The sequence below is a fragment of the Phycisphaerae bacterium genome (assembly GCA_018003015.1).
In the GTDB taxonomy this organism is placed as follows: Bacteria; Planctomycetota; Phycisphaerae; order UBA1845; family PWPN01; genus JAGNEZ01.
The window spans coordinates 103,739-129,718 of sequence record JAGNEZ010000004.1 but is presented as its reverse complement, the minus strand read 5'-3'; the positions used below and the strand labels follow the sequence as shown (position 1 = coordinate 129,718).

The 25,980-nt window shown below is 63.9% G+C and carries 22 protein-coding genes; 6 read left to right on the top strand and 16 right to left on the bottom strand.

Annotated features, from left to right (window positions below; genetic code table 11):
• Positions 1 to 93 precede the first annotated feature (93 nt).
• A complete protein-coding gene (locus KA354_03100; GenBank protein ID MBP7933615.1) occupies positions 94 to 804 on the bottom strand; it encodes a hypothetical protein in 711 nt (236 codons plus the stop codon).
• A gap of 236 nt (positions 805 to 1,040) precedes the next feature.
• Here KA354_03100 and KA354_03095 point away from each other — a divergent pair, with 236 nt between their 5' ends.
• From KA354_03095 to KA354_03085, 3 genes are read left to right on the top strand one after another with little or no spacing between them, the layout of a single operon-like run.
• On the top strand, positions 1,041 to 2,051 hold the full coding sequence (locus KA354_03095) for an isocitrate/isopropylmalate dehydrogenase family protein (GenBank protein ID MBP7933614.1): 1,011 nt from the start codon (positions 1,041 to 1,043) through the stop codon (positions 2,049 to 2,051).
• Positions 2,052 to 2,056: 5 nt separating this feature from the next.
• Positions 2,057 to 3,007, top strand: a complete 951-nt coding sequence (gene hemC, locus KA354_03090) for a hydroxymethylbilane synthase (GenBank protein MBP7933613.1) — start codon at positions 2,057 to 2,059, stop codon at positions 3,005 to 3,007.
• Positions 3,004 to 4,512, top strand: coding sequence for a hypothetical protein (locus tag KA354_03085; protein MBP7933612.1), 1,509 nt, complete (start codon positions 3,004 to 3,006; stop codon positions 4,510 to 4,512). Before hemC ends, KA354_03085 begins: the two co-directional genes overlap by 4 nt.
• Positions 4,513 to 4,517: 5 nt before the next feature.
• Here the strand turns inward: KA354_03085 and lepB are convergent, their stop codons facing one another.
• The 5 genes from lepB to KA354_03060 form a co-directional block, all read right to left on the bottom strand.
• Positions 4,518 to 5,405: a signal peptidase I gene (gene lepB / locus KA354_03080; protein MBP7933611.1), complete on the bottom strand. Its 888-nt coding sequence runs from the start codon at positions 5,403 to 5,405 to the stop codon at positions 4,518 to 4,520.
• A 93-nt stretch (positions 5,406 to 5,498) separates the two neighbouring features.
• Complete coding sequence (locus KA354_03075) at positions 5,499 to 5,768, bottom strand: hypothetical protein (GenBank protein MBP7933610.1); 270 nt, start codon at positions 5,766 to 5,768, stop codon at positions 5,499 to 5,501.
• The gene (locus tag KA354_03070; protein MBP7933609.1) at positions 5,765 to 6,304 is read right to left on the bottom strand and encodes a sigma-70 family RNA polymerase sigma factor; all 540 of its coding nucleotides are present in this window, start codon (positions 6,302 to 6,304) and stop codon (positions 5,765 to 5,767) included. The genes KA354_03075 and KA354_03070 overlap by 4 nt, the downstream gene beginning before the upstream one ends.
• A 172-nt stretch (positions 6,305 to 6,476) precedes the next feature.
• Positions 6,477 to 7,550: a uroporphyrinogen-III decarboxylase-like protein gene (locus KA354_03065; GenBank protein ID MBP7933608.1), complete on the bottom strand. Its 1,074-nt coding sequence runs from the start codon at positions 7,548 to 7,550 to the stop codon at positions 6,477 to 6,479.
• A 66-nt stretch (positions 7,551 to 7,616) separates the two neighbouring features.
• Positions 7,617 to 8,699, bottom strand: coding sequence for a hypothetical protein (locus KA354_03060; GenBank protein MBP7933607.1), 1,083 nt, complete (start codon positions 8,697 to 8,699; stop codon positions 7,617 to 7,619).
• 112 nt (positions 8,700 to 8,811) lie between these two features.
• Between KA354_03060 and KA354_03055 the strand changes: the two genes are divergently transcribed.
• The 3 genes from KA354_03055 (at position 8,812) to KA354_03045 (ending at position 10,653) form a co-directional block, all read left to right on the top strand.
• The gene (locus tag KA354_03055; GenBank protein ID MBP7933606.1) at positions 8,812 to 9,756 is read left to right on the top strand and encodes a thiamine-monophosphate kinase; all 945 of its coding nucleotides are present in this window, start codon (positions 8,812 to 8,814) and stop codon (positions 9,754 to 9,756) included.
• Positions 9,753 to 10,226, top strand: a complete 474-nt coding sequence (gene tsaE, locus KA354_03050) for a tRNA (adenosine(37)-N6)-threonylcarbamoyltransferase complex ATPase subunit type 1 TsaE (GenBank protein ID MBP7933605.1) — start codon at positions 9,753 to 9,755, stop codon at positions 10,224 to 10,226. Before KA354_03055 ends, tsaE begins: the two co-directional genes overlap by 4 nt.
• A 139-nt stretch (positions 10,227 to 10,365) precedes the next feature.
• The gene (locus tag KA354_03045; protein MBP7933604.1) at positions 10,366 to 10,653 is read left to right on the top strand and encodes a hypothetical protein; all 288 of its coding nucleotides are present in this window, start codon (positions 10,366 to 10,368) and stop codon (positions 10,651 to 10,653) included.
• Here KA354_03045 and mscL read toward each other — a convergent pair.
• The 10 genes from mscL to KA354_02995 all read right to left on the bottom strand — a co-directional run bounded on the left by mscL (position 10,619) and on the right by KA354_02995 (position 25,565).
• The gene (gene mscL, locus KA354_03040; GenBank protein ID MBP7933603.1) at positions 10,619 to 11,047 is read right to left on the bottom strand and encodes a large conductance mechanosensitive channel protein MscL; all 429 of its coding nucleotides are present in this window, start codon (positions 11,045 to 11,047) and stop codon (positions 10,619 to 10,621) included. The genes KA354_03045 and mscL overlap by 35 nt on opposite strands.
• A 153-nt stretch (positions 11,048 to 11,200) precedes the next feature.
• Entirely contained in the window at positions 11,201 to 12,589 is a 1,389-nt protein-coding gene (locus tag KA354_03035; protein ID MBP7933602.1) for a YihY/virulence factor BrkB family protein, read from the bottom strand.
• Entirely contained in the window at positions 12,586 to 16,452 is a 3,867-nt protein-coding gene (locus KA354_03030; protein MBP7933601.1) for a hypothetical protein, read from the bottom strand. The genes KA354_03035 and KA354_03030 overlap by 4 nt, the downstream gene beginning before the upstream one ends.
• A gap of 77 nt (positions 16,453 to 16,529) precedes the next feature.
• The gene (locus KA354_03025) at positions 16,530 to 16,817 is read right to left on the bottom strand and encodes a hypothetical protein (protein MBP7933600.1); all 288 of its coding nucleotides are present in this window, start codon (positions 16,815 to 16,817) and stop codon (positions 16,530 to 16,532) included.
• Positions 16,818 to 16,928: 111 nt separating this feature from the next.
• Entirely contained in the window at positions 16,929 to 18,425 is a 1,497-nt protein-coding gene (locus tag KA354_03020) for a DUF11 domain-containing protein (protein ID MBP7933599.1), read from the bottom strand.
• Positions 18,426 to 19,032: 607 nt separating this feature from the next.
• Positions 19,033 to 19,725: a methyltransferase domain-containing protein gene (locus tag KA354_03015; GenBank protein ID MBP7933598.1), complete on the bottom strand. Its 693-nt coding sequence runs from the start codon at positions 19,723 to 19,725 to the stop codon at positions 19,033 to 19,035.
• A gap of 184 nt (positions 19,726 to 19,909) precedes the next feature.
• Positions 19,910 to 20,719, bottom strand: coding sequence for an LEA type 2 family protein (locus KA354_03010; protein MBP7933597.1), 810 nt, complete (start codon positions 20,717 to 20,719; stop codon positions 19,910 to 19,912).
• Positions 20,720 to 20,833: 114 nt separating this feature from the next.
• Positions 20,834 to 21,718: a hypothetical protein gene (locus KA354_03005; GenBank protein MBP7933596.1), complete on the bottom strand. Its 885-nt coding sequence runs from the start codon at positions 21,716 to 21,718 to the stop codon at positions 20,834 to 20,836.
• A gap of 84 nt (positions 21,719 to 21,802) precedes the next feature.
• A complete protein-coding gene (locus tag KA354_03000; GenBank protein MBP7933595.1) occupies positions 21,803 to 24,085 on the bottom strand; it encodes a DUF11 domain-containing protein in 2,283 nt (760 codons plus the stop codon).
• Between the two features lie 430 nt (positions 24,086 to 24,515).
• On the bottom strand, positions 24,516 to 25,565 hold the full coding sequence (locus KA354_02995) for a sigma-54-dependent Fis family transcriptional regulator (protein ID MBP7933594.1): 1,050 nt from the start codon (positions 25,563 to 25,565) through the stop codon (positions 24,516 to 24,518).
• Between the last annotated feature and the right edge of the window lie 415 nt (positions 25,566 to 25,980).

Genomic DNA, 25,980 nt, shown 5'->3' with positions numbered 1-25,980 from the left:
AACGACAAGCCCTGTGCGTCCGAGAACACCACAAACGACCGGCTGGGCACCGTGCCCTGCGGCGCTCGAGACGCACATTCGAACAATGTAGCATCACGCCATCGAAAAATCGATCTCGGCGGCCCGATAGACCTGCGGAGCAGGAATCACAATCTTGCCGTGATCCGGGCCCACCACAGGTACACCGAATACCTCCATGAGCCTGAGTGCCGGACGAACCGCGTCCAGAGAGAACGCCGGCGTGTCGATCTCAATGAAGACATCGGACCGGCTGCACGCCGAGGCGACCAGGAACCCGCCAAGCCACTGGCCAGCCCCAGGAGACGTGACCTTGACGATCGCACCGGTCAGCCCGCTCGCCCGAATGTCGAGCGGCAACCGCCCGGCCGCCTCGTCATGACTCACGGACACGCCCAGATCCCGCAACGCCGCCAGCATGCCAGGGTCCGGGGCGAGGGCCCCGCCCGGGACATCAATCAACCGGTATCGTCCCCACCCCGTGCAGCATGCGGACGCGAGGATTCCCAGAACCGCGCGGTTGGCACATTCCAGGTCACACTCGCCTTCCGGCCAGTGCCCCGCACAGCCCGCGATCTCGATCTTCAAAAGCGACTCGTCCACGCGAGTCCTCATGCCCAGGACAGACAGGGCCTGCAGGATCGAGCAGACCGTCTCATCCAAGGTCACGCCTCGCAGCGTGGAGACGCCGTCCGCGAGGGCGGCCGTCACCAGACTCAACCGAGCGGTAGCGGGCAAGCCGGCGGCGAGATCACCGGCCCCCACCGGTATGTCAGCGTGGCTCATAGCGAGTTCCCTATGTCCCAGTCGCCCGCCGGACACGGTATTCCGGGAAACGACAACCCGAGTGAACAACGACCCGACACGTCGGCGAGGACGATCCCACACACCGGCGAGGGTCGTTGCTCCGTCCCCGCCCTCAGTTATAATCGCGTTCGTTGGCGAAAACGCAAGGCGGCCGCCACCGCCCGAAACTTGCTCCGACCGCACCGTCCGGCGGCCGGGGTCCGAGGAATCCTGGCATGAACCACATCGTGTGCCTTCTCCCGGGCGACGGGATTGGCCCGGAAGTGACCACCGCTGCCCGCGAGGTCATCGATGCATCCGGGGTGGATGTCGAGTGGGTGGTCCTGCCCGCCGGGACGACCGCCTTGGAGTTCTGCGGGAGCGTTCTGCCCGCCCGCACGGTCGCCGCCATCGAAGGACACGGCCTGGCTCTCAAAGGACCGACCACCACCCCGATCGGCTCCGGTCACACCAGCGTCAACGTCGAGCTTCGCAAGCGACTCAACCTCTTCGCCGCGGTCCGGCCGGTCCGATCACTGCCGGGCATCAAGACGCGCTTTGACCATGTGGACCTGATCATCGTTCGAGAGAACACCGAAGGGCTCTACTCGGGCATCGAGAACGAGGTCGTCGAGGGAGTGGTACAGAGCCTCAAGATCGCGACGACCAAGGGGTGCAGCCGGATCGCCCAATTCGCCTTCGACTACGCCGCCTCCCGCAACCGCAAGAAGATCACCGTGTTCCACAAGGCAAACATCATGAAGCTGTCCGACGGGCTGTTCCTCAGGTGTGCCAGGAAGGTCCAGAGCCAGTACGCCGATCGGATCGAGTACGACGAGATGATCATCGACAACGCCTGCATGCAGATGGTGCGCGATCCGTCCAAGTTCGACGTGTTGCTGCTCGAGAACCTCTACGGCGACATCGTCAGCGATCTGGCGGCCGGTCTGGTGGGCGGCCTGGGCGTCGTGCCGGGAGCCAATTTCGGCAAGTCGTGCGCCGTCTTCGAGGCAGTCCACGGTTCGGCTCCGGACATCGCCCGGCGGGGCATCGCCAATCCACTGGCCTGCATCATGAGCGGCGTCATGCTGCTGAACTACGTGGGGGAGACGACGGCCGCCACCAGGATCCGTAACGCCTATGACCATGTGCTGCAGGAGGGCAACCCCGAGACCCTCACACCGGACATCGGCGGCAAGGGCACGACCCAGAGCTTCACCGAGGCGGTTATCCGGGCGCTGACGTAATCGGGATGAACCCAACCGAGACACTTGTGGTCGGTACCCGCGGCTCGCAGTTGGCCCGCGCCCAGAGCCAGTGGGTCATCGACCGCCTTCAAGCCACCCATCCCGGCCTGTCCGCCCGGATGGAGATCATCACCACACGCGGCGACCGGCAGCAGACCAAGCCGCTGCCCGAGATCGGCGGCAAGGGATTATTCACCGAGGAACTCGAGCTGGCCCTGCGCCAGGGCCAAATCGATCTGGCGGTACACTCGGCCAAGGACCTTCCCACCGACCTGGCGGAAGGACTGGCCATCCTGGCCGTGCCGGTCCGCGAGGACCCTCGCGATGCCTGGGTGTCGGCCGATGGAACATCCTTCGAGCGGCTGCCCGCCGGAAGCGTGGTCGGTACCAGCAGCCTGCGCCGCCAAGCCCAGTTGCTGGCCCGCCGACCCGACCTGACCTTCGTCGGATTACGCGGCAATGTCGATACCCGGATTCGGAAGATCCACGGCGGCAGCTGCGCCGGAGCGGTCCTGGCGATGGCGGGTCTGAACCGGCTCAACCTCGCCCGACATGTCACCCACCCATTGGAGGTCGAGGTCATGCTCCCCGCCCCCGGACAGGGCGCGCTGGCCCTCGAGGGACGAACCAAGGACGCGCGGCTTCGCGGGTGGCTGGCAACGATCCACGACCAGGCGACGACCCTCGCCGTCGAAACCGAGCGAGCCATCCTCCGCGGCCTCGACGCCGGCTGCCGGGCACCGGTGGCCGTCTACGCTCGCGTGGTCAATGACCGGCTGCAGGTGCAAGCCCAAGTCATGAGCGCAGACGGCAAACAGGCCCTCCGAGCCGCTACCGGCCTGCCCCCCATGCGGTGGAATGAGTGCGTGGCTCAGATCCTGAGTGACCTGCGCCGGCAAGGAGCCGAACAAATCGTCGCCGCATGCCGTGAACGGCTGAAAGGTCAGAGCCCATGATCAATCCGATTGCCCGCCTCCGATACCGCAGCGCGATCCTCGCCCTGCTCGGGCTGTGCACCGGCTGCGCCGGACCGGGTCCTCGCTTGCTGCCCATCGCCGCCGCCAAGCTCGACCGGCTGACCGACGGGATAACCGAACGATGGTATGACGTGGACGGCAACGGCCACCCGGACTATCGGGAAAGGCTCTCTCATGCCGGGCTCGTCACTCGCATTGGGTACGACACCAACGAGGACGGGCAGATCGAAGAGGACGTCGAGCTGGCCGAGGTTCCTGCGAACGAGATTCACCACCTGGTCCTCATCCTGGACAGCGTGCCCTTCAACATGGTCGAGGAGTTCTGGGACCAGGGCCGGTTGCGGTACTTCCCGAGGCCGACGCGGGTCGTCAGTCCATTCCCAGTCATGACCGATCCGATCTTGAGCGAGTTCTTCGGGCGAGCCCCCCTGCCCGGCGTCGAGGCCGAGTACTTCGACGGACAGAAGCTCACCAACGGCTATGCGACCTACGCAGCGGACGGCAACACGCCGTGGCACGCCGATACGGACTACTACCTCACCCCCTCGCTCCATGCCGTCGCCTACCTCTGGCAGCGGGCGTGGTTCGAACACGAACTGCGGCGGATCCAGGAGATCTACGCCAAGCATGGCGGCGGCCGGAAGCGCCGGATGGTGGCCTACGTGGTCTGCACGTCCGCCCTGGGAGCGAAGAAAGGCCGCGATGGACATGCCATCGGCCTGGTCACTCTCGACCGCTTCTGCATGACCATGCTCCATCAGACCCGCGGCCGGATCCGCATCAGCCTGTTCAGCGACCACGGCCACGACCTGATCACCGGGAAGCGGGTCGCACTGAAGAAGCAGATGGCTGATCTCGGCTACCGGGTCGGCGATGCGCTCCGACAACCGGGTGACGTCGTCATCCCCGAGTTCGGTCTGGTGACGTGCGCAGCCATCCACACCCGCGAGCCGGCCCAGGTGGCCCGGGACGTGGTCAACATCGACGGGATGGAGCTGGCCGCCTACCGTGGCGATGAAGACTCGATCGTCGTGGTCGACCGCAAAGGCGTGGCGACGATCAACCGCTCGCCCGCGGGATTCAGATACCGAGTCCAGTCCGGCGACCCGCTCCGGCTCGAGCCGCTGCTTGACCGGCTTCGCGCCGCGGGCAAGATCGCCGCCAACGGTTTCGTCGATGATCGGGTTCTGTTTGAGGCCACGGCGACGCACACCTATCCGGACGTGGTTCAGCGCCTGTGGCGGACGTTCCACGGCCTCTTCGCCCATGTTCCGGATGTGTTCGTGAGCCTCGAGGACGGATGGTATGTCGGCAGCCCGGCGATGACCAAACTCCTGGGCGGTCTGCGCGGGGCCCATGGCAATCTCCGGGGCGATAGCTCCTGCGGCTTCGCGGCCACCATGTCCGGGCCGATGCCCCCCGTCATGCGTATGGTCGATCTGCGCGCCGCGTTCTGCGCCGCGGGCGTGCCCCTGAGGGAGTAGCAGCCTCACTCCAACCTGCCGAACCGCGACCACGAATCCACTGGCCAGTAGAGGTATTCAGCCTTGCCGACAATGCTTGTCACCGAGATAGGGCCGAAGCGGCGGCTGTCGGAGGAATTCGCCCGATTGTCGCCCAGCACAAAGCAGCAATATCTGGGCACCGTGAACGGGCCGAAGTCAGCCGGTTGGTCCTTTGCGTCATTGCTCAAAAAGACCGAATAGGCGGCCGTTCCATTCGTTTCGCGAAAGACAGCTCCCGCGACCGGACGATCCTTGAGCTGAAGCGTGCGGGCTCCAACTTCCTGCCGCGGACACGCTTGTTCGTTGATGTAGAGCTGCCCGCCTCGGATCTCCACTCGGTCGCCCGCCAGAGCCACGATCCTCTTGACCGCGAAAACGCGCCGATTGTCCGGCGGTCGGAAGATGATCACGTCGCCGCGTTCAGGATCATGATCGTCGTACGCGATCTTGCTGGCCAACAGACGGTCGCCCGGCATGATCGAGGGGAAGCAGGAACCGGACGGCACACAGAAGGCTTGCATCAGGGACGATCGAACGTTGAACGCGCACGCGACGGCGCCCCCCGTAAACAGCAGGATGAACAGCACGTACACGTACGGACGGTTATAGTCCTTGAGCTGATACGCCGGGGGAGTCCGCTTGGCGAGACGATAAGCATCTACAATTGTGCCGACGTACAGGATCGAAGATAGCACCAGGACTACACAGAAGGCGTGCATCGACGGCCCATGAAACAGGGGCACGATGAGCGCAGGAAGACATAGCGCGGCCAGGAACATGAGCGCCAAGCCGCGTCCGATTCGACCGCAATACACCTGTCCCAGGCCGGTCAGGACCAGCGACAGCTCAAGAGCGGTCGATGGCTTTCGCATCGTAGGACAACTCGCCAGGCCGTTTCCCGAAGCATCACTGGGACCGTCGCTCGCCGGCCCCGACCCCCTGATCATCTCGTCCGCCATATCCGCTCATCCTCCCACGGTCGTGCCCAACACGAGGTGGGTCATCGCCGCCAAACGCAGGAAGCCCAGCACGGCCGCGGCGGCCACCAGACCCGCCTGGGCGAGCTGGTGCCTCGGCAGCCGACTTAACACGCCATCCGAACACGCGGGTCCCGCCGCCCCCTCGGCCACTTGTCGGTAAACCCCGGCCATCACGTTCGCAACGAAGTCGTCGGGCACGACGACATCCGCCTTGCGAGCCTTCCAGTCCTCATACAGCTCATCCTGCCGGCTCATCGCTCTTCTCCATATTCGTGCAGCACCTGCCGGAGTCTCTCCCGAGCCCGGCTGATGCGCGATCGAACCGTCCCCACGCGAGTCTGCTCTACCCGGGCAATCTCCTCGTAAGTCAACCCTTCGAACTCGGCCAGAACGAATGCCGTCCGCTGCTCAAACGGCAGACCGGCCAGAGCCCGGTCCAGAGCCCCGTACCATTCAGCCCGCTCCGCAGCCTCATCCGGCCTCCCTGCCGCCGGACAATCGGGCAGTTCCGGCACATACTCGACTTGCCGCTTCTGCACGGCCGTGATCGTCCGATTCCGGGCGATAGTGAACAGCCACGTTACGAACCGGCTCCGCGCGGAATCGAATGATCCCAGGGCCCGGTACGCCGCCAAGAAGACCTCCTGGCCGATGTCTTCACTGAGATGGCGATCTCCGGCGATGTTAGCGATGAACCGGAGCACGGGCCGTTGGTATCGCTCCACGAGCGGCCGGAACGCCCCCGCGTCACCGTTGACCACCCGCTGAATGAGGATCGCGTCCTCGTCCATGAACCTGCCCTACGCCGTCGATGCCGTTCTCTATCGGGTTATACTGGATTGGGCGGAGAGAGTTCCCAGGCGTCGTCACATCGTCGGCCGAAACAGCGGTCGATTTGCGGCACTGGGGTGGTCTGAGCGCGCCCAGGCCACCCACGAAAGCGGCTGCGGTGTGTGAAAAGGCTCAACGAGGGAATCCCTGCTGGCCCCTGAGCACCTCCATCATGGCCGCCAGGTTGGCCGGCGGGACGTCCGGCGGCACGATGTGCGACGGAGCCACGATGTAACCGCCCTCGCGGCCTAGTTCGATCAGACGCCGGGTTTCAGCGCGAACCTCGTCGGGCGTGCCGAAGGGCAGGATCTTCTGGATGCTCATGCCGCCGTGGAAGGCCAGCCGCCCGTGATACTGCTTTTTCAGCGCGGCGATATCCATGACCTCTGGCTGGAACGGGTTGAAGACCTGCAGACCCATCTCGACCAACTCGTCGAACAACTCGGCGACGCATCCGCAGGAGTGCAGACAGACAACGCGCCCCGCGTCCCGGACCTCGGCGAACAGCCGGGCCAGGCGCGGCTTGATGAACTGACGCCAGAGCCGAATGCCCATGATCAGCCCACGTTGTGAGCCATAGTCGTCACCAAACAGAATCGCGTCGGCCCCCAGTTCGATCGCTTGGCGAGCCTTGGCCAGATTGTGCTCCATCACCTCGTCGAGAAGTCGATCGACAAACTCCGGGCGCTCGATCATGTCCATCAGCAGATCGGACATACCGCGCAGAGCCCACGCCCGCTCGTACAGGGCAAAGCCTACGCGGTACCGGCAGAATAGATCGGGATGGGCGGCCTTCCGTTCAGGGATTGCGTCGAACCAGACGTCGGCCGTCGGGTCGGGGAACTGGTAGCTGTCCAGTTCTTCCGGCTGACGGATAGGCCACTCTCGCGGCGTACCGACCTCCTTGTCGACCGATCGATCCCAGACGACGCCGAACAGATCTCGCACGCAATGGTCGTCAAGTTGGATGAACCGCCCGGGCGCCGGCCCGATGTCCAGGAAGTGGGATCCCGCGAACTCCGTCAGCTCATCCGTCCCGAGGAACTCCCGAACCCGCTGCTGGCATCCCTTGGTCATCTCCCAAGCCCAAGGCACATACGGCGGCGGACGAAATGCGAGGGATTCGAGCACGACCTCCTTCTTGGTCATGATGACAGCGAGGATAGCCGTTTTCGCCGAGAATGAAAGGCGGGAGGGAAGTCGCATTGGTCAGTTTCCGGTCTCGACGCTGGAACGACTACTCTCTCGGCTTTCGGTATTCGGTTCTCACTCCTATCTCGATGCAGTCTGCTCTTCCAACACCAACCTGCGCAGGGCCTCGCGGCGAATGGTCGACCGGGCCTTGTCGAAGGTAGTCAGCTGGGCCCGCAAGCCCGGCCGCTCGCCGTCCCCCTCAGCGATGAGACGGCCGACGTCGGCCAGCATCTCGTCCACCCGGGCTGCGAGCTTTCCCGTCGGATCGTGCACCTGGTCGATGACGAAGTCGATGATCTGATCGGCGATCACCGCCGCCACGATGGAGAGTCCAAGCGTGGCCCACGAGGAACCTGCTCCGACGGCCAGGATTCCGGAAGAGATGCCCAGTCGCGTGGCGACGGTGCCAAGCACGCTGCCGGCGATTCCGGCGGCCACATCACCGGCCACCAGGCTGGCCAACTCGCGGGCCGCATCCACGCCCAGATCGGCGGCCACCGCAGGAGCGATGACCCGCACCAGCCGCTCGTATTCCGCCCTTACGATCTCGTCGGTCGCATTGGCCGGCAATGATGCCAGCGGGAGATCCGCCACATCCGCCCGAACACCGACCAGCAATTCGTTCTCGATCGCCTGCACCTGGGCCACGTAGGCGGCCACCGCGATCTCAAGGACCGCTTTCAACTCCTCATCGGAGACGACGTGACAGGCAAACCGGTCCGCGAGGTACCGCAGTTCGGCATCCTCTCGCCCCCCCACCAGATTGGGCAGATGGGTCCTGACCAGCGCCCACTTGCCGCGGATCGAGAGCATGTCCTCGGCGAACGCCCGGCTGCCCGCCCTTCGCTCAAGGAGGAACAACCGCACCAACCCGATGTTCCTGCGCAGAGCCCTATCGCAGGCCACGTCCGCAGCGGCCATGCGTGGTTCGATCCGCTCGGACCACCGCCGCCGATACTCATCCGGTGACGGCCGACCGGCAGAGGATGATGCGGTGGCCAATGGCGGGACTCTGACCTGGGTCGGATTCACCGACCGCGACGCGAGGAGCCAAGCTCGACCCATGGACCAGAGGAAGACACCGATAGTCAGAACTGCGATGAGCAGGATCCCAAGGAAGACGGTACGGTGGATGAGGGACTTCGCCTCTGATGCTGGCATGTACATCCTCTTGCGATGCTCGGCGACCAATGCGGTTGACAGTCATTATACCCCTGTCGCGGAGCAGAATTGCACCTTTATGGCTTGCCCGGCCACGGGTAAGCTAACACCCATGGCTAAGGGTGAAAACGCACTGGTTGCCTGGCTGACCGAGCGGTTTAAGGCCGACACGCGGCGGGTACCGATTGGCATCGGTGACGACATGGCCCTGGTGCGGCTGGACGGCTTGCTGGTGGCCATCACCGCGGACATGCTCCTGGACGGGGTCCATTTCGACACCGAGCGGCATAATCACGAGCTGATCGGGCGGAAGGCGATGGCCTGTTCACTGAGCGATTGCGCGGGCATGGCCTGCGCGCCCCGGGCGGCCACGGTGAGCATCGCCCTCAACCGAGACATGTCCCTGGTCGAGGTGCAACGGATGTACGAGGGTATGGCGGGTGTGGCCGACCGGTACGGGTGCGCGATCGTAGGCGGAGACACGACGAGTTGGGACGGCCGTCTGGCGATCGACGTGGCCATGGTGGCTGAGCCGATGGCCGCTCGTGGTCCGATGCGCAGATCCGGAGCCCGGGCCGGGGATATCCTCTTCGTCAGTGGTCCGCTGGGCGGCAGCCTGCTGGGTCGGCACCTGACGTTCGAGCCCAAGCTGGAATGCGCCCGGCGGCTGGCGGGTGAGGCTGGTCTGCACGCCATGATGGACATCTCCGATGGTCTGACCATGGATCTGCACCGGCTGTGTACCTCGTCGGGGTGCGATGCCGAGTTGCGACCGGAGCTGATCGAGCGGATCATCAGCGATGCGGCCCGCGAGATCGCGAAGCAGGATGGGCGGCCGGCCCTCGAGCATGCCCTCAGCGATGGTGAGGACTTCGAGCTGCTGGTAGTCGGCGATACGTGTCTGGAGGGTGCGGCCGGAACGGGCGTGGGGGCAGGGCTGTGGCCGGTGGGCCGCGTTGTAGCTCGCTCGTCGACCGAACGATCGAGCCTGTGGATGGTCTTGGCCGGGGGCAAGCGGGTGCTTGTCGAGCCCCGCGGGTTCGAACACTGGACATGATTGAACTGGTTCTGCAAAGCGACTCCGTGGCCACCACGCAAGCGATCGGCCGACGGTTGGGTACCCGGCTGATGCCGGGGCATGTGATCGGCCTGATCGGGCCGCTGGGATCAGGCAAGACCACGCTGGTCAAGGGGATTGCCGAGGGTGCGGGCGTGGCCGACTTGCGTCAGGTCAACAGCCCGACCTTCGTGATCGTGAACGAGTATGAAGGCACGAGTAGCGAGGCCGGTCTGGCGATCCACCACATTGACACCTACCGGCTCCGGGGAAGCCGTGATCTCGAGGCTCTGGGCTTCGACGAGATGCTGGCGGGGGGGGCCATCGTTCTGGAATGGGCCGACCGCGTAGCCGACCTCCTGCCCGTCGACCTGCTGACCATCCGGATGGAACCGCTAAGCGAATGCAGCCGGCGGTTGGTCTGCACTGCCAGCGGGCCCGAATCCGAGTTCATCCTCCGAGCTCTGTGACCGAGGCCGACGGACGCGCATACCCGAGCCGCATTGACCGATCCAGCGCCGCAGCCCGGGGCGCCGCCAGCGCGCTGACCACAACGGCCCTCCTCGCCAACCGCAGATCACTGAGACGGCTGGCGCGCAAGACTCGCCGATGCCGGCAACCGTGACCGGCAGCGGCGTTCTCGACAACGACCGCCTGATCGGCGAAGGCGGGTGCCCGGCGGCGACTCTGTGTCTGGGCGAGCCGCTACGCCGGGCCATCGCACGCCAGGTGGGCCTGCGGGAGCTGATGCCCGCAGTGCTCTCCTGGGGGAGCACGGCGAGCCATCTGGAGAGTCATCGCCAGGGCCGCAACGAGCCTCTCGCTCCGAGACTGGTCCCTCGGGAGATGGTCGTTGGTCTGGTTACGCTGACTGCGGCCTCGACCCGGGGCGCGTGAGCAGATCACGGATCTGGGTCAGCAGCTCCTGGTCCTTGGTCAGCTGTGGGACAGGGGGTGCCTCCTCCTTCTTGGTTTTCATGATCCAACCGAGGAACTTGACGATGAAGATGAAGAGGGCCAGTGCGACGACCAGGAAGTTGACGACCTCGCCGATGAACAGTCCATAGGGAATTTCCTTGCCGGCGACGGTCAGTTTCCAGGCAAGGTAACCTTGCTCGCCGGGCATGAATAGGCTGATGAAGGGCATCATGATGTGCTTGACCAGCGAGTCGATGATCTTGCCGAATGCCGTTCCGATGATCACGCCGATGGCCAGATCGACCACATTGCCTTTCAGTGCGAAGTTCTTGAACTCCTGCAGCAATGCCAAGCCTTTCTTCGCCGGATCCATAGTAACCTCTCTTTCTCAGTTAAGAGTCCGGGTCTTCCTCCGCCTGCCTGCGAGGCGAAGGTGAAGACCATGATTCCGAAGGACAAACCAGCATCCGCACCGTGGGTGGTCACGCGCACAGGCGGATTATGCTGCGACACACGGCCGTGGGTGCTATGTTCCCGCCCGGATCAGGTCGCCGACGGTCAGATCGCCCAGGGCGGTCTGTGATCGCTGCTGAAAGCGTCTGATGGTCGCGCCGATCTCGGGATCGTAGCGTCCGGGTTCGAAGTCCCGTTCCGGTCGCAGGACTCCGAGGACTTCGAGAACGGGAATCCTGTTAGCCGGACGCGCGAGCACGTACATCGGAGGTCCGTCGCCTGCCACTGGGCATACGGCCCCGACGGAGCCCAGCTGCTCCAAGAGCTGCCGGGCGGACTGATCTGTGAGTCTGAGCCTGCCCCGAACCTCATCCAGCGATACTGCTCCCCCGCCGGCCTCATACGGTCGCGCGACGGCCAGCGCCGCGGCGAGAAGATCATGAGGTCTCAGGGATGCAGGCTCTGCATGATCAGGACCTTGCAGGTTCGCCAGGTTTCCTGCCACGTAGGCCAGTTCGGCACCATACATGAAGATGAGCCAGGAAAGGTTAAGCCAGAGGAGGAAGATCGGCACCAAGCCCAGTGCTCCATAGAGGTTCCCGGTTGCGACGATCTCGCGCACGTAGAGGGCGAATAGCCATTTGGCGACCAGCCAGACCGGTGCGGCAAACAGGGCGCCGCCGAGCGCGGCACGCCACGAGACATTGGCGTTGGGCAGGAGCTTGTAGAGTCCAAGGAAGAGAAGCAAGTACCCAGCGACAGGGGCAGCCCAGTATCCGCAAGCTGCGAGGAGCCACGAGACACCGCTGACTTGTTCCAGTGCCTTTGTGGTCCGCTGACCCAGGTAGGAGGCTGCCACGACGAGCACGGGGCCCAGGGTCATGACCGACCAGTAGAGAGGAACGCGCCTGGCGAGAGACCTGCTGCGTGATATGCCGAAGATCCTGTTTAGCGAGCGTTCCATCGAAGTGAGCAAAGTGGTGGCCGTGTAGATCAGCAGCACGATTCCGACGGGACCGAGCCGGCCCACGGTGAGTTTCCCCTCGACGTTCTCCACGAGGCGTTCGATCTCGTCGGCCAGATTGAGCACCTGTTCACCGGATGGGGAGCCGGTGTCGGAGGGACTTGTCGGGGCGATGTCGATTGGCTGAGTGAGTGCGATCTGGCCGAAGCCTGACGCCTGCAGGACGCTTCGAAGGCCCTGCTTGCTATCCTCCAGCACGCCGACGGACTTCAGAACGAGGAAAGCCAGCACCAGGACGGGGACCATGGCGAAGATGGTCCGGAAGGAGAGCGCCGCGCTCATGGCGGTCACGTTGTGGTTCCACAGCAGAGCGGCGCCGATTCGCCACATCCGGCCATGGTACCGGGCGAGGGACGTCGCCTGTTCAAGGAGGTCGTACCTGATCTTCTGTGGAGGAGGTACGGGCGGCTGGGTTGTCCTGCCGGGCGTCGCGGTCATCGTCGTTCTCGTCTGAAGATACCTCGAAATGGCTGAACGGCCGGTTTCGTTTGCGGCGTTGCGGGTTGCCTGGAAATCGCCGGCTGAGTTGATGGGCCGCCGCGTTGGGCGGTGCTGCCGGTGGTGGAACGACGCACCTCCGGCTGGCTGGGCCTGCTCGCCGGTGGCCCAGTTCGCTCGCGGAGGATGGATGGCAGGGCTTCGAGGCCCCGCTGGGCGGGACGACTGGCACCCGGCTTGGGCGTCTTGAGCAGGTCCAGGGCTTTCTTCTCGAGGGTTTTGGCGGGGTCGGCGGGCGGACGGACCGGGGTCCTCGGGCCGGCCACGGGCGTCCGCTCCGATGCGCCCGTCCCGGAATCAAGTTTTGGCGTTCGCTTGATGCCCATCAGGTCCTTGAGCAAGCTGTCGGCTCCCTGGGAGACGGCGGAGCGGGCGGCTTCCTCGATCAGCGGCTTCATGTCAATCTGGGACAGATCCATTCTGGGCTGCAATCGTGTACCCACGACCGGTATCTCGACTCGCACCTTCTCCAGTCGGCGTGCGTACTCGGCGGTCGGGCCAGCGACGCCCAGTTTCTGAAGGAGTGCGGCCCTGATCGGGAGGGAGACGGCCAAGTCAAGAGTCTCATCGAAGCCTACTGAGCCACGGAATCGCAAGTCGAAGTCCGGGCCAAACGTCATCGCAAACTTGTCGTAGTGCAGCCGTCCGTTTTTGAGGTGGAAATCCACGCCGCTGACCTGCACGGTGTAGTTGTCGCCGCCGGTCAGTCCGCCCAGATCAAGCAGCACCATCATGAAGCCCGCCGGCTGGACCTTGAGGTTCTGAAGGTCGAGGCGGCCCTGCCCGGAGCCGCCGGTTTTGATCGCCTCGCCCAGTGGGAGCTGGATATTCCTGGTGATGAGGGAGACGGTCCCCTCGACGCGGGTCATGCTGCCGAAGATGGGATTCACGCGGCTGAGAAGCTGCCGGCCCATTTCCGGCGTGATGCGCACGCTCTCCAGGAGTTGGAGCTCGGGACCGAGGCTGAGTACTGGGGTGGCCGGACGGAAATCAACGCCGCCGCCGAGGTGGACCTGCCCGCCTGCGGCCGGGATCGCGGACACGGGCACGGTCAGCTGTCCTTGCTTGAATGCCGGGGTGAGGAGGGCTTTCCCCACCTGGACGCCACAGACATCCGCCGAGACCCAGCTCACCTCTCCGGTGGCGGAGGCGTCTCGATATGTCGGGGTCACCTGGGGCTGGTTGGCGGTACCGGTGACCGTGAACCGGCTCTCGCTCGCACCGGCGAGGGTCACCTTGTCGGCAGTCGCCGGAGCCAGTTCGTGGAGCAGGGAGCTGATGGGCTCCCAGGACGCCTGATAGCTGCCCTTGAGATCAAGCAAGCAGGTCCGGGCGTAATCTGAGATGGTACCGGTCATCTTGACAGCGATCATGCGCGAGTCCATCTGGAACTGATCGAGAGTGACGGTCTCCTGGCGACGGTTGACCCCGGCCTTGACGGCAAGACGGACCTGATCTTCTCGAATCGTCTTTTCGCCGGCCCCGATCGCGAGCCCATCGATGCGGGCGTTGCCGGTGAGGTTTGCCCCGTCGGCGGAGCCCTGACTGACGGTGGACAGGGTGAGGCGGCCGGCAATGGCCGGGGGTTTATCCCAACCGGCGATCCGGCTGCCGATGGCCAGACAGCGGGCGAGATCCGCGTTGCCCTCGACCTTGCCTTCGACGACCGGTTGGCCGTCGGTGCGGAGACTCACTGCCGCGGCGGCGAGGCGTGCGGGCGTGCTGGCGAGTTCGGCCGACTTGATCTCGAATCGCCGCCCGTCGGGTGCGATGCTCAGGCCGGACCAACTGAGTGAGACATCCTCTGCAAGGAGGGGCTCGTTGCCGAGGCGGGTGTTGCGGAGAGCCGCGGAGCCTTCAGACACCACGGGAGCATTGTGGGATGAGCGGCTGGCCCGAGCTTGAAGGGCGGCCTCACCGGCGTACCCGGCCGCACCGGCAACGCCGAGGTCGACGAGGCGTTTGGCGACATACGCGAGGTCCGCGCGCGGGATCTTCATCTCCACTTCGAAGGTTCCGTCCCCGACGCCGGTCCAGCCTGATCCGGTTCCGGCGACGCTGCCGTCCGCATTCCAGGTCGCGTCGGCGATTGTCAGCCGGGTGACCTTGGAGCCGGCCAAGGTGAAGTAGCCGTTCTTCTTCACGGACAGCTTGCCGACCTCGAGATTCCGTTTTCCAGCCCGGTATCGGATTCCCTCGCCTGCCAGGGTCACCGCGAGGTCGATACGTTCCTGATCAGCCCGTTTCAGGTCCAACGTGCCGGAGGTGCCGCCGGCCAGATCCACGCCATCCATGTTGAAGACCTGCGCGGCCTGCTGCTGCAGTCTAGCCAAGTTGCTCTGGATATCGGCGTGCAGATCGGAAGGGGTGCCCTTGGCGACGAGATTGGCGAAATCGGATGCCAAGGCGAGCTTCTCCACCTTGAGACCCGTGCCGGGTTCGATGTGAACGTTCCAATCCAGCGAGATCGGCTGCCACGCGGTGATCTGGGCATCGCGCCGGCTGGCGAGCCTGGTGATGGTGACCGCTCCGGTGGTCGAGGGCTTTTCACCGCCGCGGAGGATGACGCGTTGGGCATCCAGCGTACCTCCAGTAACCACCACCTGGGACTGGATATGCAGCAGCGCGGGCACCGCCTGAGCCAACCGGGCGAGATCCAGGTGTGATTTGGCCTCGACGACGAAATCGGGCCATTTGACGGCTTTCCCGGCCAAGGCACCGGAGACGATATCCTCAACGGAAGGGATTTCCGTCTGTTTGGGCCAGGAGCAGGTCACATCCACCCGCCCGTCGCCGATTTGCCCGTCCAAGGCGGCATGACCGGTCAGAGACTCGCGTGTGGCCCGGAGCTGGCTGGACAGCCGGACGTCGACGGGACTGGCCCCGCTGCTGTCGGCCAGCCGGACCAGCAGACGGGCGAGCTCGATGCTGGTGTCGACCTTGATCTCTCCCTGTCCAAAGGCGGCTCTGACTTGAACCTGGGCCGAACCGTCCGCGTGGGATTGGCCCGTCGCGAACTGCCCGAGTCCGGCCAGGGAGAGACTGGCGGGGGTCGACAGGCGGGCAGTTCCTGTTGCCCCCCAAGGCTGGAATCGGCCATCCCGCACAAGTTCCCGGAGGTCGATTTCGCCGGTGACGGTGCCAACCTCGGCCGCCTGAGCGACGAGTTGGCCGGCGATGCTGCTGGTGGCTTCGAGGCGGAGGTCGCCGTCCACGTGGGACACCTCCAACTCGCGGCCGTCCGGGCGGACCACCTTCATCGAGCCGTTGCGGAGAACCAGCCTGCCGGTCACCGCCGGCAACGGAGAGGGCTTCTGGTCAGGGGGTGATACCTCACTTGTCGCGATTGCCCGGAGCAGCGAGATCTGACCCTGTTCATCGACGAAGAGGGTGACTCGTGGAGTATCGAGGCTCAGCTGCTCGAAGTGAGAGGGCGAGGTGATCCCCCGCCAGACTCCCTCCGTCAGGACGACATCGTCCGCGCGGGCGACTTCCTTGCCTTCCGGGTCGTGAAGACGTAATCCGCTGATCCTACAGGGGCCAAACCAGGACAGCGAGAGATCCCGCATCTCCACGCTGCCGGGCAGGTAGCTGTCCGCTACGGAGACCACGAGTCTCCTGCCGGCGTTGGTCGAGAGGAGATAGGGAAGACAGCAGACGATGATCAGAATCAGCACGCCGAGCAAGACAACAAGCTTGAGCCACCGGCGTCGCCGCTTCCGCTTCACCGGTTTGCCCTCGGTTGTCACGGGAAGGTTGCCGCCTGGTCCTTCCCCGTGTTCGGACTGGGTTTCCGGGCTCATCGTTCTCTCTCCCAATCATGGCGCACGCAGCCCCCGGATGCCATTCCCCTGCCCTCGCGGTCCGGCCGCACCGCGTCTCAGAGGCCTTTCTTGGTCTTCATCACCACCTTGTCGTTAGCGAAGGTGACGGTGATCGATTTGTCGCCGCTCGCCCAAGTCACGGTCTTGGCCGAGACGTTCAAGTCGCCCACCGCGAGGCCACCGCCACTCTGTTCTGTACCCTTGCCGAGGATCTGTTCCACCTGAGTCAAAGTCATCTGGTTCTGGATCTTGTCATAATTCTCGGGAGTGACCTTGTTACAGCCCATGGCCAGAATCGCCGGGGAGAGGATGGCCACCCAAATCAGATATCGAGGTTTTCTCATAACCCATCTCCTTGATTCACATCGATTGTGGACCGAGAGCAGAAAGAGGTTGCCGGGCACGATCCGACAACCTCTTTCTCTGTCCCGGATCACCACTATCAGCGACGCTGGTCAATAGATATGCGTGCTTTCCGTTTCCTCCACGGGGCTCTTCAGCATATCGCTGGTCATGCTGGTCTTGAACCGGACGTCCTGTTCCTTGGTGCCCTTGACGACCACGCGATAGGTCGCCTTGGCCTTGGGTGCCAGCGTGGCGAGTGGCTCGAAGGAGACGGTCTTGCCCTCGGCTTTGAACTTGGTCGGGCCTTCGGCGGAAACGTAGTCTTCCTCGGCCGGGAGGGTGCACTCGATGCGGATGTTGGTGTCGTCAGCCGTACCCTGGTTGGTGACCGTGATGATGTAGGTTTCATCGGCGCCGACCTCGATGGGGTCGGACACGTCGACGACCTCCAGCAGAATGGCCGGAACACCCTTGACTTCGGTGCTTGCCGAGGCCTGGCCCTGAGCGCAGTAGGCGGTGGCGACCGCGTCATCCTTGATCGTACCGGCCTTCTGGCCGACCAATGTCAGCTCGACGCTCTTGGAAGCGCCGGGCTCGAGTGTTCCAAGACTCCAGGTGACCTTTCCGCCGGCGGACTGTCCGCCGTCGCTGGCCTTGACGAACTCGCCCACACCGGACACGGTGTCGACCAGCGTCGTATCCTTGGCGGGCGCATCTCCCGTGTTGGTCACGGTGATCTTGTATTCGGCGGGGCGACCGATGTAGCGGATCTCGGGGCCGGTCTTGGTCACACTCAGTGCCGGCTTGCGCACCACCGTCTCGGAGCTGGCCTTGGCGGCGAGCCCCCCAGGTTCCGAGGCCGTTGCCTCGTTGACGAAGCTTCCGGTCTTGGTCGCCTTGGCCTGGAAGGAGAACTCGCGAGACTCTCCGGGCTTGAGGGTACCGGCGTCAAAGTTGATCGCGTCCTTGCTGTTGCCCGATTCCCAGCCATCGGGGAGCTTATCGACTACCTTGACGTTCTGCACGGCACCCGTACCGGTGTTCGTCACCACCAGCTTGACGGGGATCGGGTCACAAATGATGACCTCGGCCGGGGCGGTCTTGACCAGCTTCAGTGCCGGCTCGACGATCTGCGTCTCGGCGCACGCGGTAGTCTTGAAGGCCACGGTGGTGCAGTATGAGACTGCCCCGACCGCGCTTGGCGTCCCGCTGATCTTGATGACCTGCGAGGCCTTGGGGCCCAGTTGTGTCAGGGTCCAACTCGCTGTCCCCTCGCCCGAGTCGGCGGGCTTTGGATCGATGGAGCTCACCTTGAACGCATTGGGCAGTTTCTCGGTGATGACGACTTCCGGCAGGTTTGCGTCGGTCAGATTCCGGACCTGGACTTCATAGGTGAACGGTGCGTTGACGCGCATCTCGGCCGGCCCGATATGCCGGATGAGAAGAACACTGGTGCTTGCGTTGCCGGTCGGGAAGGCCTGTTCCCCGCGCACCGTGCCGCTGGTGGTCGCCGCGGCGTCCTGGCCCAGTGCCCCGAGCGGCGCAAAGGTCAACAAGCCGAACCAAAGAAACAGCCATCCAGTTCTTGTTAGAGGCGAGGTCATCATATCAGTCTCCTTTTCCGAATCCTTCACATGATCCCATACAGACGCTGCAGCCGTACCGGCGCAGTATACCCTCTGACGGTACTCTTGTGGATATCCGCTCGGCTCCCTCGCTGGCTCCTGAGCGTTTCTCCTGAGAATCAGAGACCGCTGACACGCCCCAGGACACCACCACGAGGAGTCGCGAAGAGAGGGCTCGGCCTCGTAGCGGTCACGAGGGGTCGGGCCGACCCTGACCCGAGGCCGGAGCCTGGAATCTCCGTGGACGCGTACGGGCAGTTGACCTTTCACGTGGCGTGCCATGGCCGTGATTCGGAATCGCCGTTTTCCCGATCAGCGGTCGGACTGCGTGACGCGGGGCTCGTTTCTGAGACAGGGCGATGTCTCAAGCGCGCATCGTTAGTGTCTCACATGAGACAGGAGGGTCCCGCCGTGCTGGTACTAACGGTGTTTCCCCAGCACCGGTGGCCGACGCGTCGCCCCATCAGCCAGCCGGGGGCCTGGGGCCATGCAGGGTGTTCCGGCAGTCGGAAGGCCGTCTGTTGTGCAACTGGGGGCTAGCGCGCGGCATGACGGCTGGCGCCCAAGTAGCCCCGGGATGAGAGCCGGTTCAGGCGCGTTCAAGCACGAAGAAGACACCTGTGACAGGGAAATGCCGGAAGGCTACCTCATGCACGAACCGCAGCCGTGCCGCCCGGATTTCCTCGCGATACTGATTCTCGGGCAACTGCGACCCGCCCGAGGTACTGCGGCGCAGCAGGCGACGCCTGAACTGGCGCCAGCGATTGAGGAACCCTGGTGGGTAGTATGACAGGATCACGTATCGCCTGGTCACACGGACCATTTCGCTGAGCATGCGGGCTCTTCGTGACTCGCTGGTCACATGGTACAGGAACCGATGGCAGAATACGAGGTCGACGCTTGCATCCGGCAAGCTGATGCTCTCTGCGTCCATCAACTGGCAGCTGACCCGCGGATCGGGCAATTCCTCTCTGGCCACTTCCAGCATCGCGGATGACGAGTCCGCGAGGATCACGTTATCCGCAAACTCCAGGAGGGTGCGGGAAAGCCGGCCGGTGCCGCAGGGAAGATCCAGGGCGACCTGGACATGACCTATCCGTTCTCCCAACTGCCGCAGAAGAGCGTTCTCGAGGCAGTTGGTGCGTGCTCGCCGGCCCTTCTTGAAGCGGTCGCGGTAGTGCTCCGCCTGACGGCGGTCGACGAACCGTTCCGCAAACTGTGGGGGCTTCTGAACAGGCACATTGTCATGTAGGTGCTCACTGGCTGAGCTCGTTTGCATCATGGAGGCTCCGGTCAATCTAGATTGAAGGCCATCAATCGCCGTGCCTGCGGTCGACCGGATCCTCGCACATGTGTGAAAGGGCGTCAAGCTTGGCAGACTGCGGCGGCGTTCCTTGGTTGGATGATTCCTTGGATGCCGTATTGGACTGCATTGAAGCAATGATCGTCTTGTGGGCCGGCGCGGCTCAGGGCTTGATCCCCAGCTGGCCGGGTTGGAGTGTCACCCTGCCGTAGGGTGTCTGGACGGTACCCGACCACGCCATGACGAACCCTCCCAGTTTTTCGCCTCGAGCCAATTGGCTCAGTATTCCAGCAGCTGTGATCTCGCCCACCAACGACAGCCTGCCGATGGATCGAGGCGCCAGATTGCCGAGGGCCGACGCCTGAACGCGACCAACCGGGACGGGGCCGAAGGACAGGCTGTAGCTGACCTCGGCAAAGCCGAGATCGCAGATGTTGGGGTTGTGGACGTCGACCTCCAAGGCGACCCTTGCGCCGGTCAGGGAAGCATCGGCGAATCGCACTCGGGCGGCCGAGAACGACGGCAGGCGCAGGATCGGAAGCGTCCCCTCATGATCCAAGGGGACATCCCAAGGGTAATCGAGACCCGTGGCCAGGATCGCGCCGTGGAGCCGATAGGGGACTTCGCTGGCATCCCTCAGGCGGGCAAAGGCTGCCCGCAATCGTGAATAGTCCAATTGGACTGGAAGCGGCATGGTGCCCACGCCGCTGGCGGGCAAGTCGATGTCGGTCGAGTGTTCGGCGCGGATGAACTCCGTCCCGGCGATATCCATCCTATACTGGAGTTTCGGTTTCTTGACCCGAACGGGGTAAGGGTTGTAGACCTCGACGTTGAAGACCGTTCCGACACCACTGAAATCGATGCTTTTGATGGCGACGTTCACGGCGCGGACTTCCGGTCGCTTCGCGGTAGAGCATCCCGCGGCCAAGCCGACGAGGAGGATGACCGAAAGCCGTGTGGACGTGCGCATCATGACAACACCTCGCTCCTGCTCTTGCTCTGCGGGTGATGAACCATGCCAAGGGCGGCCTGGTTCTCCCGCCGGCCAAGGCGTCGATCGCTATGGCGGGCCAGTGGCTGGTCTTTCTTACTGTGGTCGTTCTCCGGGTGGACTTTCTGCAGCCTCTGCGCCGTGCGAGGATAGAATACCTTTGACTTCCCGCTCCTTCAGCCACTGGGTGAGCTGGACCTCGACCGGAGCGCCGGCGACGAGGCCCCTCGCGACCAGATCCGGCATTTGGGCGGCGAGGGCCGCGATGTCCCGAGCGTCTTTCTCCGTTAAGCAGGGTCCAACGAGGATTGCCTTCCCGTCTTTGCCCGGATCGTAGAAAGGCACAAACCAAAGGGACTCATCCGAGTTCACCTGCCGCGGCGCTTCCGCTCCCCCGGTCGCGGCGGCCTGCGCTTCGGCCAGCGTTGCGAAGGGGCCTGAGAGGACGGGCAGGCGATTGGGGTCTGCAACCTTGACGAACCAATAGGGGGTCGGCCGGGTTTCCATTGGCGGCATGATCTCCGCCACCTTGAGGGGCGGGACGGCGCACCAGACGCGTGCGACGCGTTCGCCCGTGGCTTTGAAGACTGCGACTTCCGCCAGAACCGGCAGGTGGTTGGGCGGCACGCCGAGTTCTCCCGCGGGGATCGAGACTCGCACGTCCTTGACCGTCTCGGGCGACTGCAGAACCATCATCGTGGTCGTCGCGGCGACGGTGCCGTCCGCTGCCTGGAAACGTCCGTCCCGCGACCGCAGGGGCGCCCGGCTGCGATCGAACAGTCGTACCTGATAGATGAGTTGTTCGCCTTGGAGGCCTGTCGTCTCGAGCGAGGACACGAAACCGAGAGCTTTGAGGCGTGTTTTTTCTCTGGAGGCCTCGCAACGCGATGACAGGAATCTGACCTGCGGTGAAGCGCAGCCGCTGAGACAGATCACCGCAAGCAGGATTGGCAGAAGCGTCCTTCGTTGTGAAGAAGCCATATGTACCCGTTCACCCCCCTAAGGAAAACGGGGTGCCGGAACCTGTTTCCGGCACCCCGTCTGTTCAGCCATCAGACTTCATGATCAGTAGATATGCGTGCTCTCGGTTTCCTCAACCGGGGCGATCTTCAGGTTATCGCTGGTCATGGTCGTCTTGAACCGCACGTCGCCTTCCTTTACGCCCTTGACGACGACGCGGAAGGTGACCTTGGCCTTGGGGGCCAGCAAAGACACTGGAGCGAAGGTCACGACCTTACCCTCAGCGGTTCCCTTGGTGGCCCCATCGCCGGATACGAACTCCTCTTCGTCGGGCAAGGTGCACTTGACGACGATGTTGGTGTCATCGGCGGAGCCTTGGTTGGTGACCTCGATGGTGTAGGTTGTGTTGCCGCCCACCTCGATTGGGTCTGGGTCATCGACTACCTCGAGGAGGATCGCCGGGACGCCCTTGATAGGAAGCGCCGCATCAGCCCCGGCCTGGGCACAGAAGGCCTGGGCGGTCGCGGTGTTCTTGATCTCGCCGCGTGTGGTTGCCCTGAGGGTGACGGTGACCTTCTTCGAGGCGTTGGGCTCGAGGGTACCGAGGTTCCAGGTTACCTTTCCGCCGGAGAACTGGCCGCCGTCGCTGGCTTCGATGAACTCGGTGCCAGCGGGCAGCGGGTCGGTCAGGACGGTGTCGCGAGCGACTGCATCGCCGTTGTTGGTCACGGTGATCTCGAAGGGCACCGGACGTCCGACGTACCGTTCGCCCGGACCGGTCTTGGTCACGACCAGGGTTGGCTGGCGGACCACGGTCGAGCAGCCGGCCTCGGCGGACAGTCCCTTGTCGGCGGTCGCCGTAGCCTTGTTGTTGTACTGGCCAGGCTTATTGGCCTTGACGTTGACGGTGAACTTCTTGGCCTGTCCGGCAGGCAGATCGCCAACGTCCATCACAATGGAGGTCTTGCCATCCTCGGTGGTCAGCCCATCGGGAAGGGTATCGCTGACCTTCACGTTCGTGGCCGGGCCATCACCCTTGTTGGTCACGACGAAGGTGTAGGGGATGATCTCGCAGAGCACCACTTCTCCTGGGCACTGCTTCTCAAGAGCGAGCGCCGGGGCGGTCACGACGGTGTCCGCGCAGTCGCGGGCTGACAGTCCCTGAGCGGCGGTCACTTCGGCACAGTTGGTGAACTTACCGGTTCTGGTGGCCTTGACTTCGACAGCGATGGTGGCCTGTGCGCCGGCGGCCATCGTGCCGAGAGACCAAGTCAGCGTCTTACCGCTGACGCGGGCTTCCGGCTGACTGGAGACGTAGTCGATGCCGTCCGGAATGGTGTCGGTCACGACGACCTCGTTCGCGGGCACCTGGGACAGGCTGGACACGACGATGTCATACCTGAACTGATCGTTGACCATTGCGGTTGCCGGCGCGGACTTCTTGATGCCGATCTGCGGCGCCACCCAGATCTTCTGGGTAGCCCCGGTGGCGATCAGGACAGCCGGCTTGCAGCACTGGAGGTTATCTGGCCGGATGATCTCGATTGCGACGTCGTTGGTTCCCGCCTCAGGCTTGACCTGCTTGAGGGTGACGGCGGCGATGCCCTGCTCGTCGGTCCTGACCGACGCCGTGGTGCCGCCACCCGGATCAAACGTACCTGCCGGCCCGCCGGTGATCTTGTAGTTGACCACGTAGCCAGGCAGCGGCGAATCATCTGAGTACTTCATGACCTTGGTCACGAACTGATGGGTGGTACCGGTTGGGTTGGTTGCCGCCGGTGGCCACTCCCACTTGACGTCGTACCAATGCTTGACGGCGAAGACTTTGTGCTTGTCCCAGGCATAGATTCCCGGCGCATAGGCCACGACGTGGGTGTCGCCCTCCACGGGCGAGGTGACCACGCACCACGTCTGACCGGGCGTCAGGTGGATGTCATCGGACGCGTCGTTATTGCCGCGATCCAGGACATGGGCGAAGTTGTTGGTATGCGAGACGGCGAAGTGGTTGTCGACCTTGTAGCCGCGGCTGGCGCGGAACCCGCTCTCGTCGACTTCGACGATGTCGCCGACGCTGCCGTTGGAGATGATCCACTCGACGCGCCGATTCGGGAGCGGTTTGCCTTCCTTGTCCTTCACCGTCGCGACAAGAACGTGCTGGGTTCTGACCGGGTTCACGTCGGTAGCCGGCGTGAGCTCAATGGTGGCCGCATACGGATCCCAGTCCTTGTGATACCCACCTTCCGGCGGTTTGGGATGCGTCGGCACGGTATCTCCCGTGACCGGCCAGGTGAGCGAATGGGGCATCGACTCCCGACACCCCAGGCCGATCCCTACGGCAACAGATAGGCCTATTCCGAACACCACTTTCCATGCGTGTCTGACCTTCATGAGGTATACTCCTATGACCAACTAAACCACTAGAAAGAGTCCCTGTCTCTCTACGTTAGGCGCATCCTCGATTCTCGTCCAGAACAGCGAGCCGAGGTTTCTGAGGTTTTCCTGTCCTGACATCTTCCACGCGCAACAGCCATCATGTGCGAAGTGCCACAGCAGACGGCGCCGGCCGCCCGCCGGGCGTCATCGCTGAACGGCGATCAACCTAAGCGACATGCGGGCAAGAGTCAAGCGCATTTGGCTCATTTTCAAACACATCCTGTTTGCTGTCGCTTCATGACTCTCCCTCATATCAAATACCGTGCCAATTCTACTATCGGACACATAAGTCCTTCAACCCAGGTTTTTTGGCGTTCATCACGGACACCGGGACCTGCAGCAACCGAGAATGCGGCCCATCCGCCGGCGCAAAGCCCGAGAGACCTTACGGAGGTCTCATATGTGTACGGCATGAGACGCCCCTGGCTGCCTGCCCGCGCGTCGCGAGCCCGAGTTCCTTCAGGCGACGGTAAAGCGTCGCCCGGCTGATTCCGAGCAGTCTGGCCGCCAGTGTTCGGTTACCCTTGGCCGCCCCCATGGCCGCTCGGAAGCGTTCTTTCTCCTGCTTTGCGGGGCTGAGGTGACGCGGCGTACCGCGGGTAACGCGCATCTCCGGGGGGAGGTCTGCGGCCGTGATCGTGGATCCCTTGCACCGGAGGGCCGCGAACTGGATGGCGCTCTGCAGTTCCGTCATGTTGCCGGGCCAGGAGTAGCGTAAAAGGACGCCCATGGCTTCGTCGCTCAAGTTGGGCAGGGGCTTTTCGGGCAAGAGGCGGCTCTGATGGAGGCAGAACGCCGCGAGCGAAGCGACGTCGCCGAGCCGCTCGCGTAGCGGAGGCAACTGAATCTGGGCGACCCGTATCCGATAGAGCAAGTCTGCGTCGACCCGCCCGCTGGCGGTCTCCTCGACCAGGTTGAACTTCGTGCCAAAAACGAGCCGGACGTTCACTCGGCGAGACTGGGACTGGGCGATCCGGGCAGTCTCACACGTTCTCATCATGCGGGCCAACTGAATCTGCAGGCCGAAGGGGATATCGCGGACTTCTTCGAAGGAGACGGTGCCCCCGTCAGCCAACTCGAAAAGACCCGGATGGTCCGCGGTCGCCCCGGGGAAGGCCCCTTTGTCGTACCCCCAGAGCTGATTTGCCAAGTTGGATTCCGAGACGCCTGCACATGAGACAACGATGAATGGGCGAAGGCGCCGTTGGCTGAGGTTGTGTATCTCGCGGGCAACGAAATCGACCCCCACTCCGGGCTCTCCCTGGATGAGAACCGGCACCTCGAGCCCGGCCAAATCCCGGATCGTCTTGAGCACTGTCTGCAAGCCGGGCAGGCCACGGAGCACGTCATCGAGTTCACCTGTCTCGGGCACACCTGCAAAGCCAGGATTCGAGCCGCCGAGGGGGCGAACGGCGTTTTCTTCCAGTGTGACCATGCGATTTCTGTCCGGCTTTGTGCTCGACAGAAGAACCAGGGCGAACGCAGGCCCGGTTGCCTGTGCCCTCATCCCCCCGCGACGCACGCGGCGTCTGGCTATGGGGGGCGAGGGGCGCGACGGGCTTGCCGGTTCTACGGTCAGGGTTGCCGCCCCTCCGGCCGACGGACTCGTGCAGGATGCGGAGCGGGCTACCCATGGTGGCGATGATCTGGGAGCCTGCGAACCACTCAGGGTCTTGGCGAGGACGCCGGTCTGTCGCCTGACAAGCTAGGCGTTGCCGCGCCGGCCTCTGCCGTCGCGTGAAACCAGTGTCATCTTCCATGCCAGCCGCGACCTAGCACAGGATTCGTGTCGGTTTTCTCGCCTTGGGTTGGGGTGGGCAAAGACGCGACGCAGTCGAATGGCGGCCTTC

What these genes read in the sequence shown, in the direction of transcription:
- KA354_03025 (MBP7933600.1), bottom strand. Translation starts at nt 16,817, where the DNA reads ATGAGAAAACCTCGATATCTGATTTGGGTGGCCATCCTCTCCCCGGCG.
- lepB (MBP7933611.1), bottom strand. Translation starts at nt 5,405, where the DNA reads ATGCGAAAGCCATCGACCGCTCTTGAGCTGTCGCTGGTCCTGACCGGC.
- KA354_02995 (MBP7933594.1), bottom strand. Translation starts at nt 25,565, where the DNA reads ATGGTCACACTGGAAGAAAACGCCGTTCGCCCCCTCGGCGGCTCGAAT.
- KA354_03085 (MBP7933612.1), top strand. Translation starts at nt 3,004, where the DNA reads ATGATCAATCCGATTGCCCGCCTCCGATACCGCAGCGCGATCCTCGCC.
- KA354_03020 (MBP7933599.1), bottom strand. Translation starts at nt 18,425, where the DNA reads ATGATGACCTCGCCTCTAACAAGAACTGGATGGCTGTTTCTTTGGTTC.
- KA354_03100 (MBP7933615.1), bottom strand. Translation starts at nt 804, where the DNA reads ATGAGCCACGCTGACATACCGGTGGGGGCCGGTGATCTCGCCGCCGGC.
- KA354_03070 (MBP7933609.1), bottom strand. Translation starts at nt 6,304, where the DNA reads ATGGACGAGGACGCGATCCTCATTCAGCGGGTGGTCAACGGTGACGCG.
- KA354_03015 (MBP7933598.1), bottom strand. Translation starts at nt 19,725, where the DNA reads ATGATGCAAACGAGCTCAGCCAGTGAGCACCTACATGACAATGTGCCT.
- KA354_03010 (MBP7933597.1), bottom strand. Translation starts at nt 20,719, where the DNA reads ATGATGCGCACGTCCACACGGCTTTCGGTCATCCTCCTCGTCGGCTTG.
- KA354_03035 (MBP7933602.1), bottom strand. Translation starts at nt 12,589, where the DNA reads ATGACCGCGACGCCCGGCAGGACAACCCAGCCGCCCGTACCTCCTCCA.
- KA354_03005 (MBP7933596.1), bottom strand. Translation starts at nt 21,718, where the DNA reads ATGGCTTCTTCACAACGAAGGACGCTTCTGCCAATCCTGCTTGCGGTG.
- KA354_03060 (MBP7933607.1), bottom strand. Translation starts at nt 8,699, where the DNA reads ATGCCAGCATCAGAGGCGAAGTCCCTCATCCACCGTACCGTCTTCCTT.
- KA354_03045 (MBP7933604.1), top strand. Translation starts at nt 10,366, where the DNA reads ATGCCGGCAACCGTGACCGGCAGCGGCGTTCTCGACAACGACCGCCTG.
- KA354_03030 (MBP7933601.1), bottom strand. Translation starts at nt 16,452, where the DNA reads ATGAGCCCGGAAACCCAGTCCGAACACGGGGAAGGACCAGGCGGCAAC.
- hemC (MBP7933613.1), top strand. Translation starts at nt 2,057, where the DNA reads ATGAACCCAACCGAGACACTTGTGGTCGGTACCCGCGGCTCGCAGTTG.
- mscL (MBP7933603.1), bottom strand. Translation starts at nt 11,047, where the DNA reads ATGGATCCGGCGAAGAAAGGCTTGGCATTGCTGCAGGAGTTCAAGAAC.
- tsaE (MBP7933605.1), top strand. Translation starts at nt 9,753, where the DNA reads ATGATTGAACTGGTTCTGCAAAGCGACTCCGTGGCCACCACGCAAGCG.
- KA354_03000 (MBP7933595.1), bottom strand. Translation starts at nt 24,085, where the DNA reads ATGAAGGTCAGACACGCATGGAAAGTGGTGTTCGGAATAGGCCTATCT.
- KA354_03075 (MBP7933610.1), bottom strand. Translation starts at nt 5,768, where the DNA reads ATGAGCCGGCAGGATGAGCTGTATGAGGACTGGAAGGCTCGCAAGGCG.
- KA354_03055 (MBP7933606.1), top strand. Translation starts at nt 8,812, where the DNA reads ATGGCTAAGGGTGAAAACGCACTGGTTGCCTGGCTGACCGAGCGGTTT.
- KA354_03095 (MBP7933614.1), top strand. Translation starts at nt 1,041, where the DNA reads ATGAACCACATCGTGTGCCTTCTCCCGGGCGACGGGATTGGCCCGGAA.
- KA354_03065 (MBP7933608.1), bottom strand. Translation starts at nt 7,550, where the DNA reads ATGCGACTTCCCTCCCGCCTTTCATTCTCGGCGAAAACGGCTATCCTC.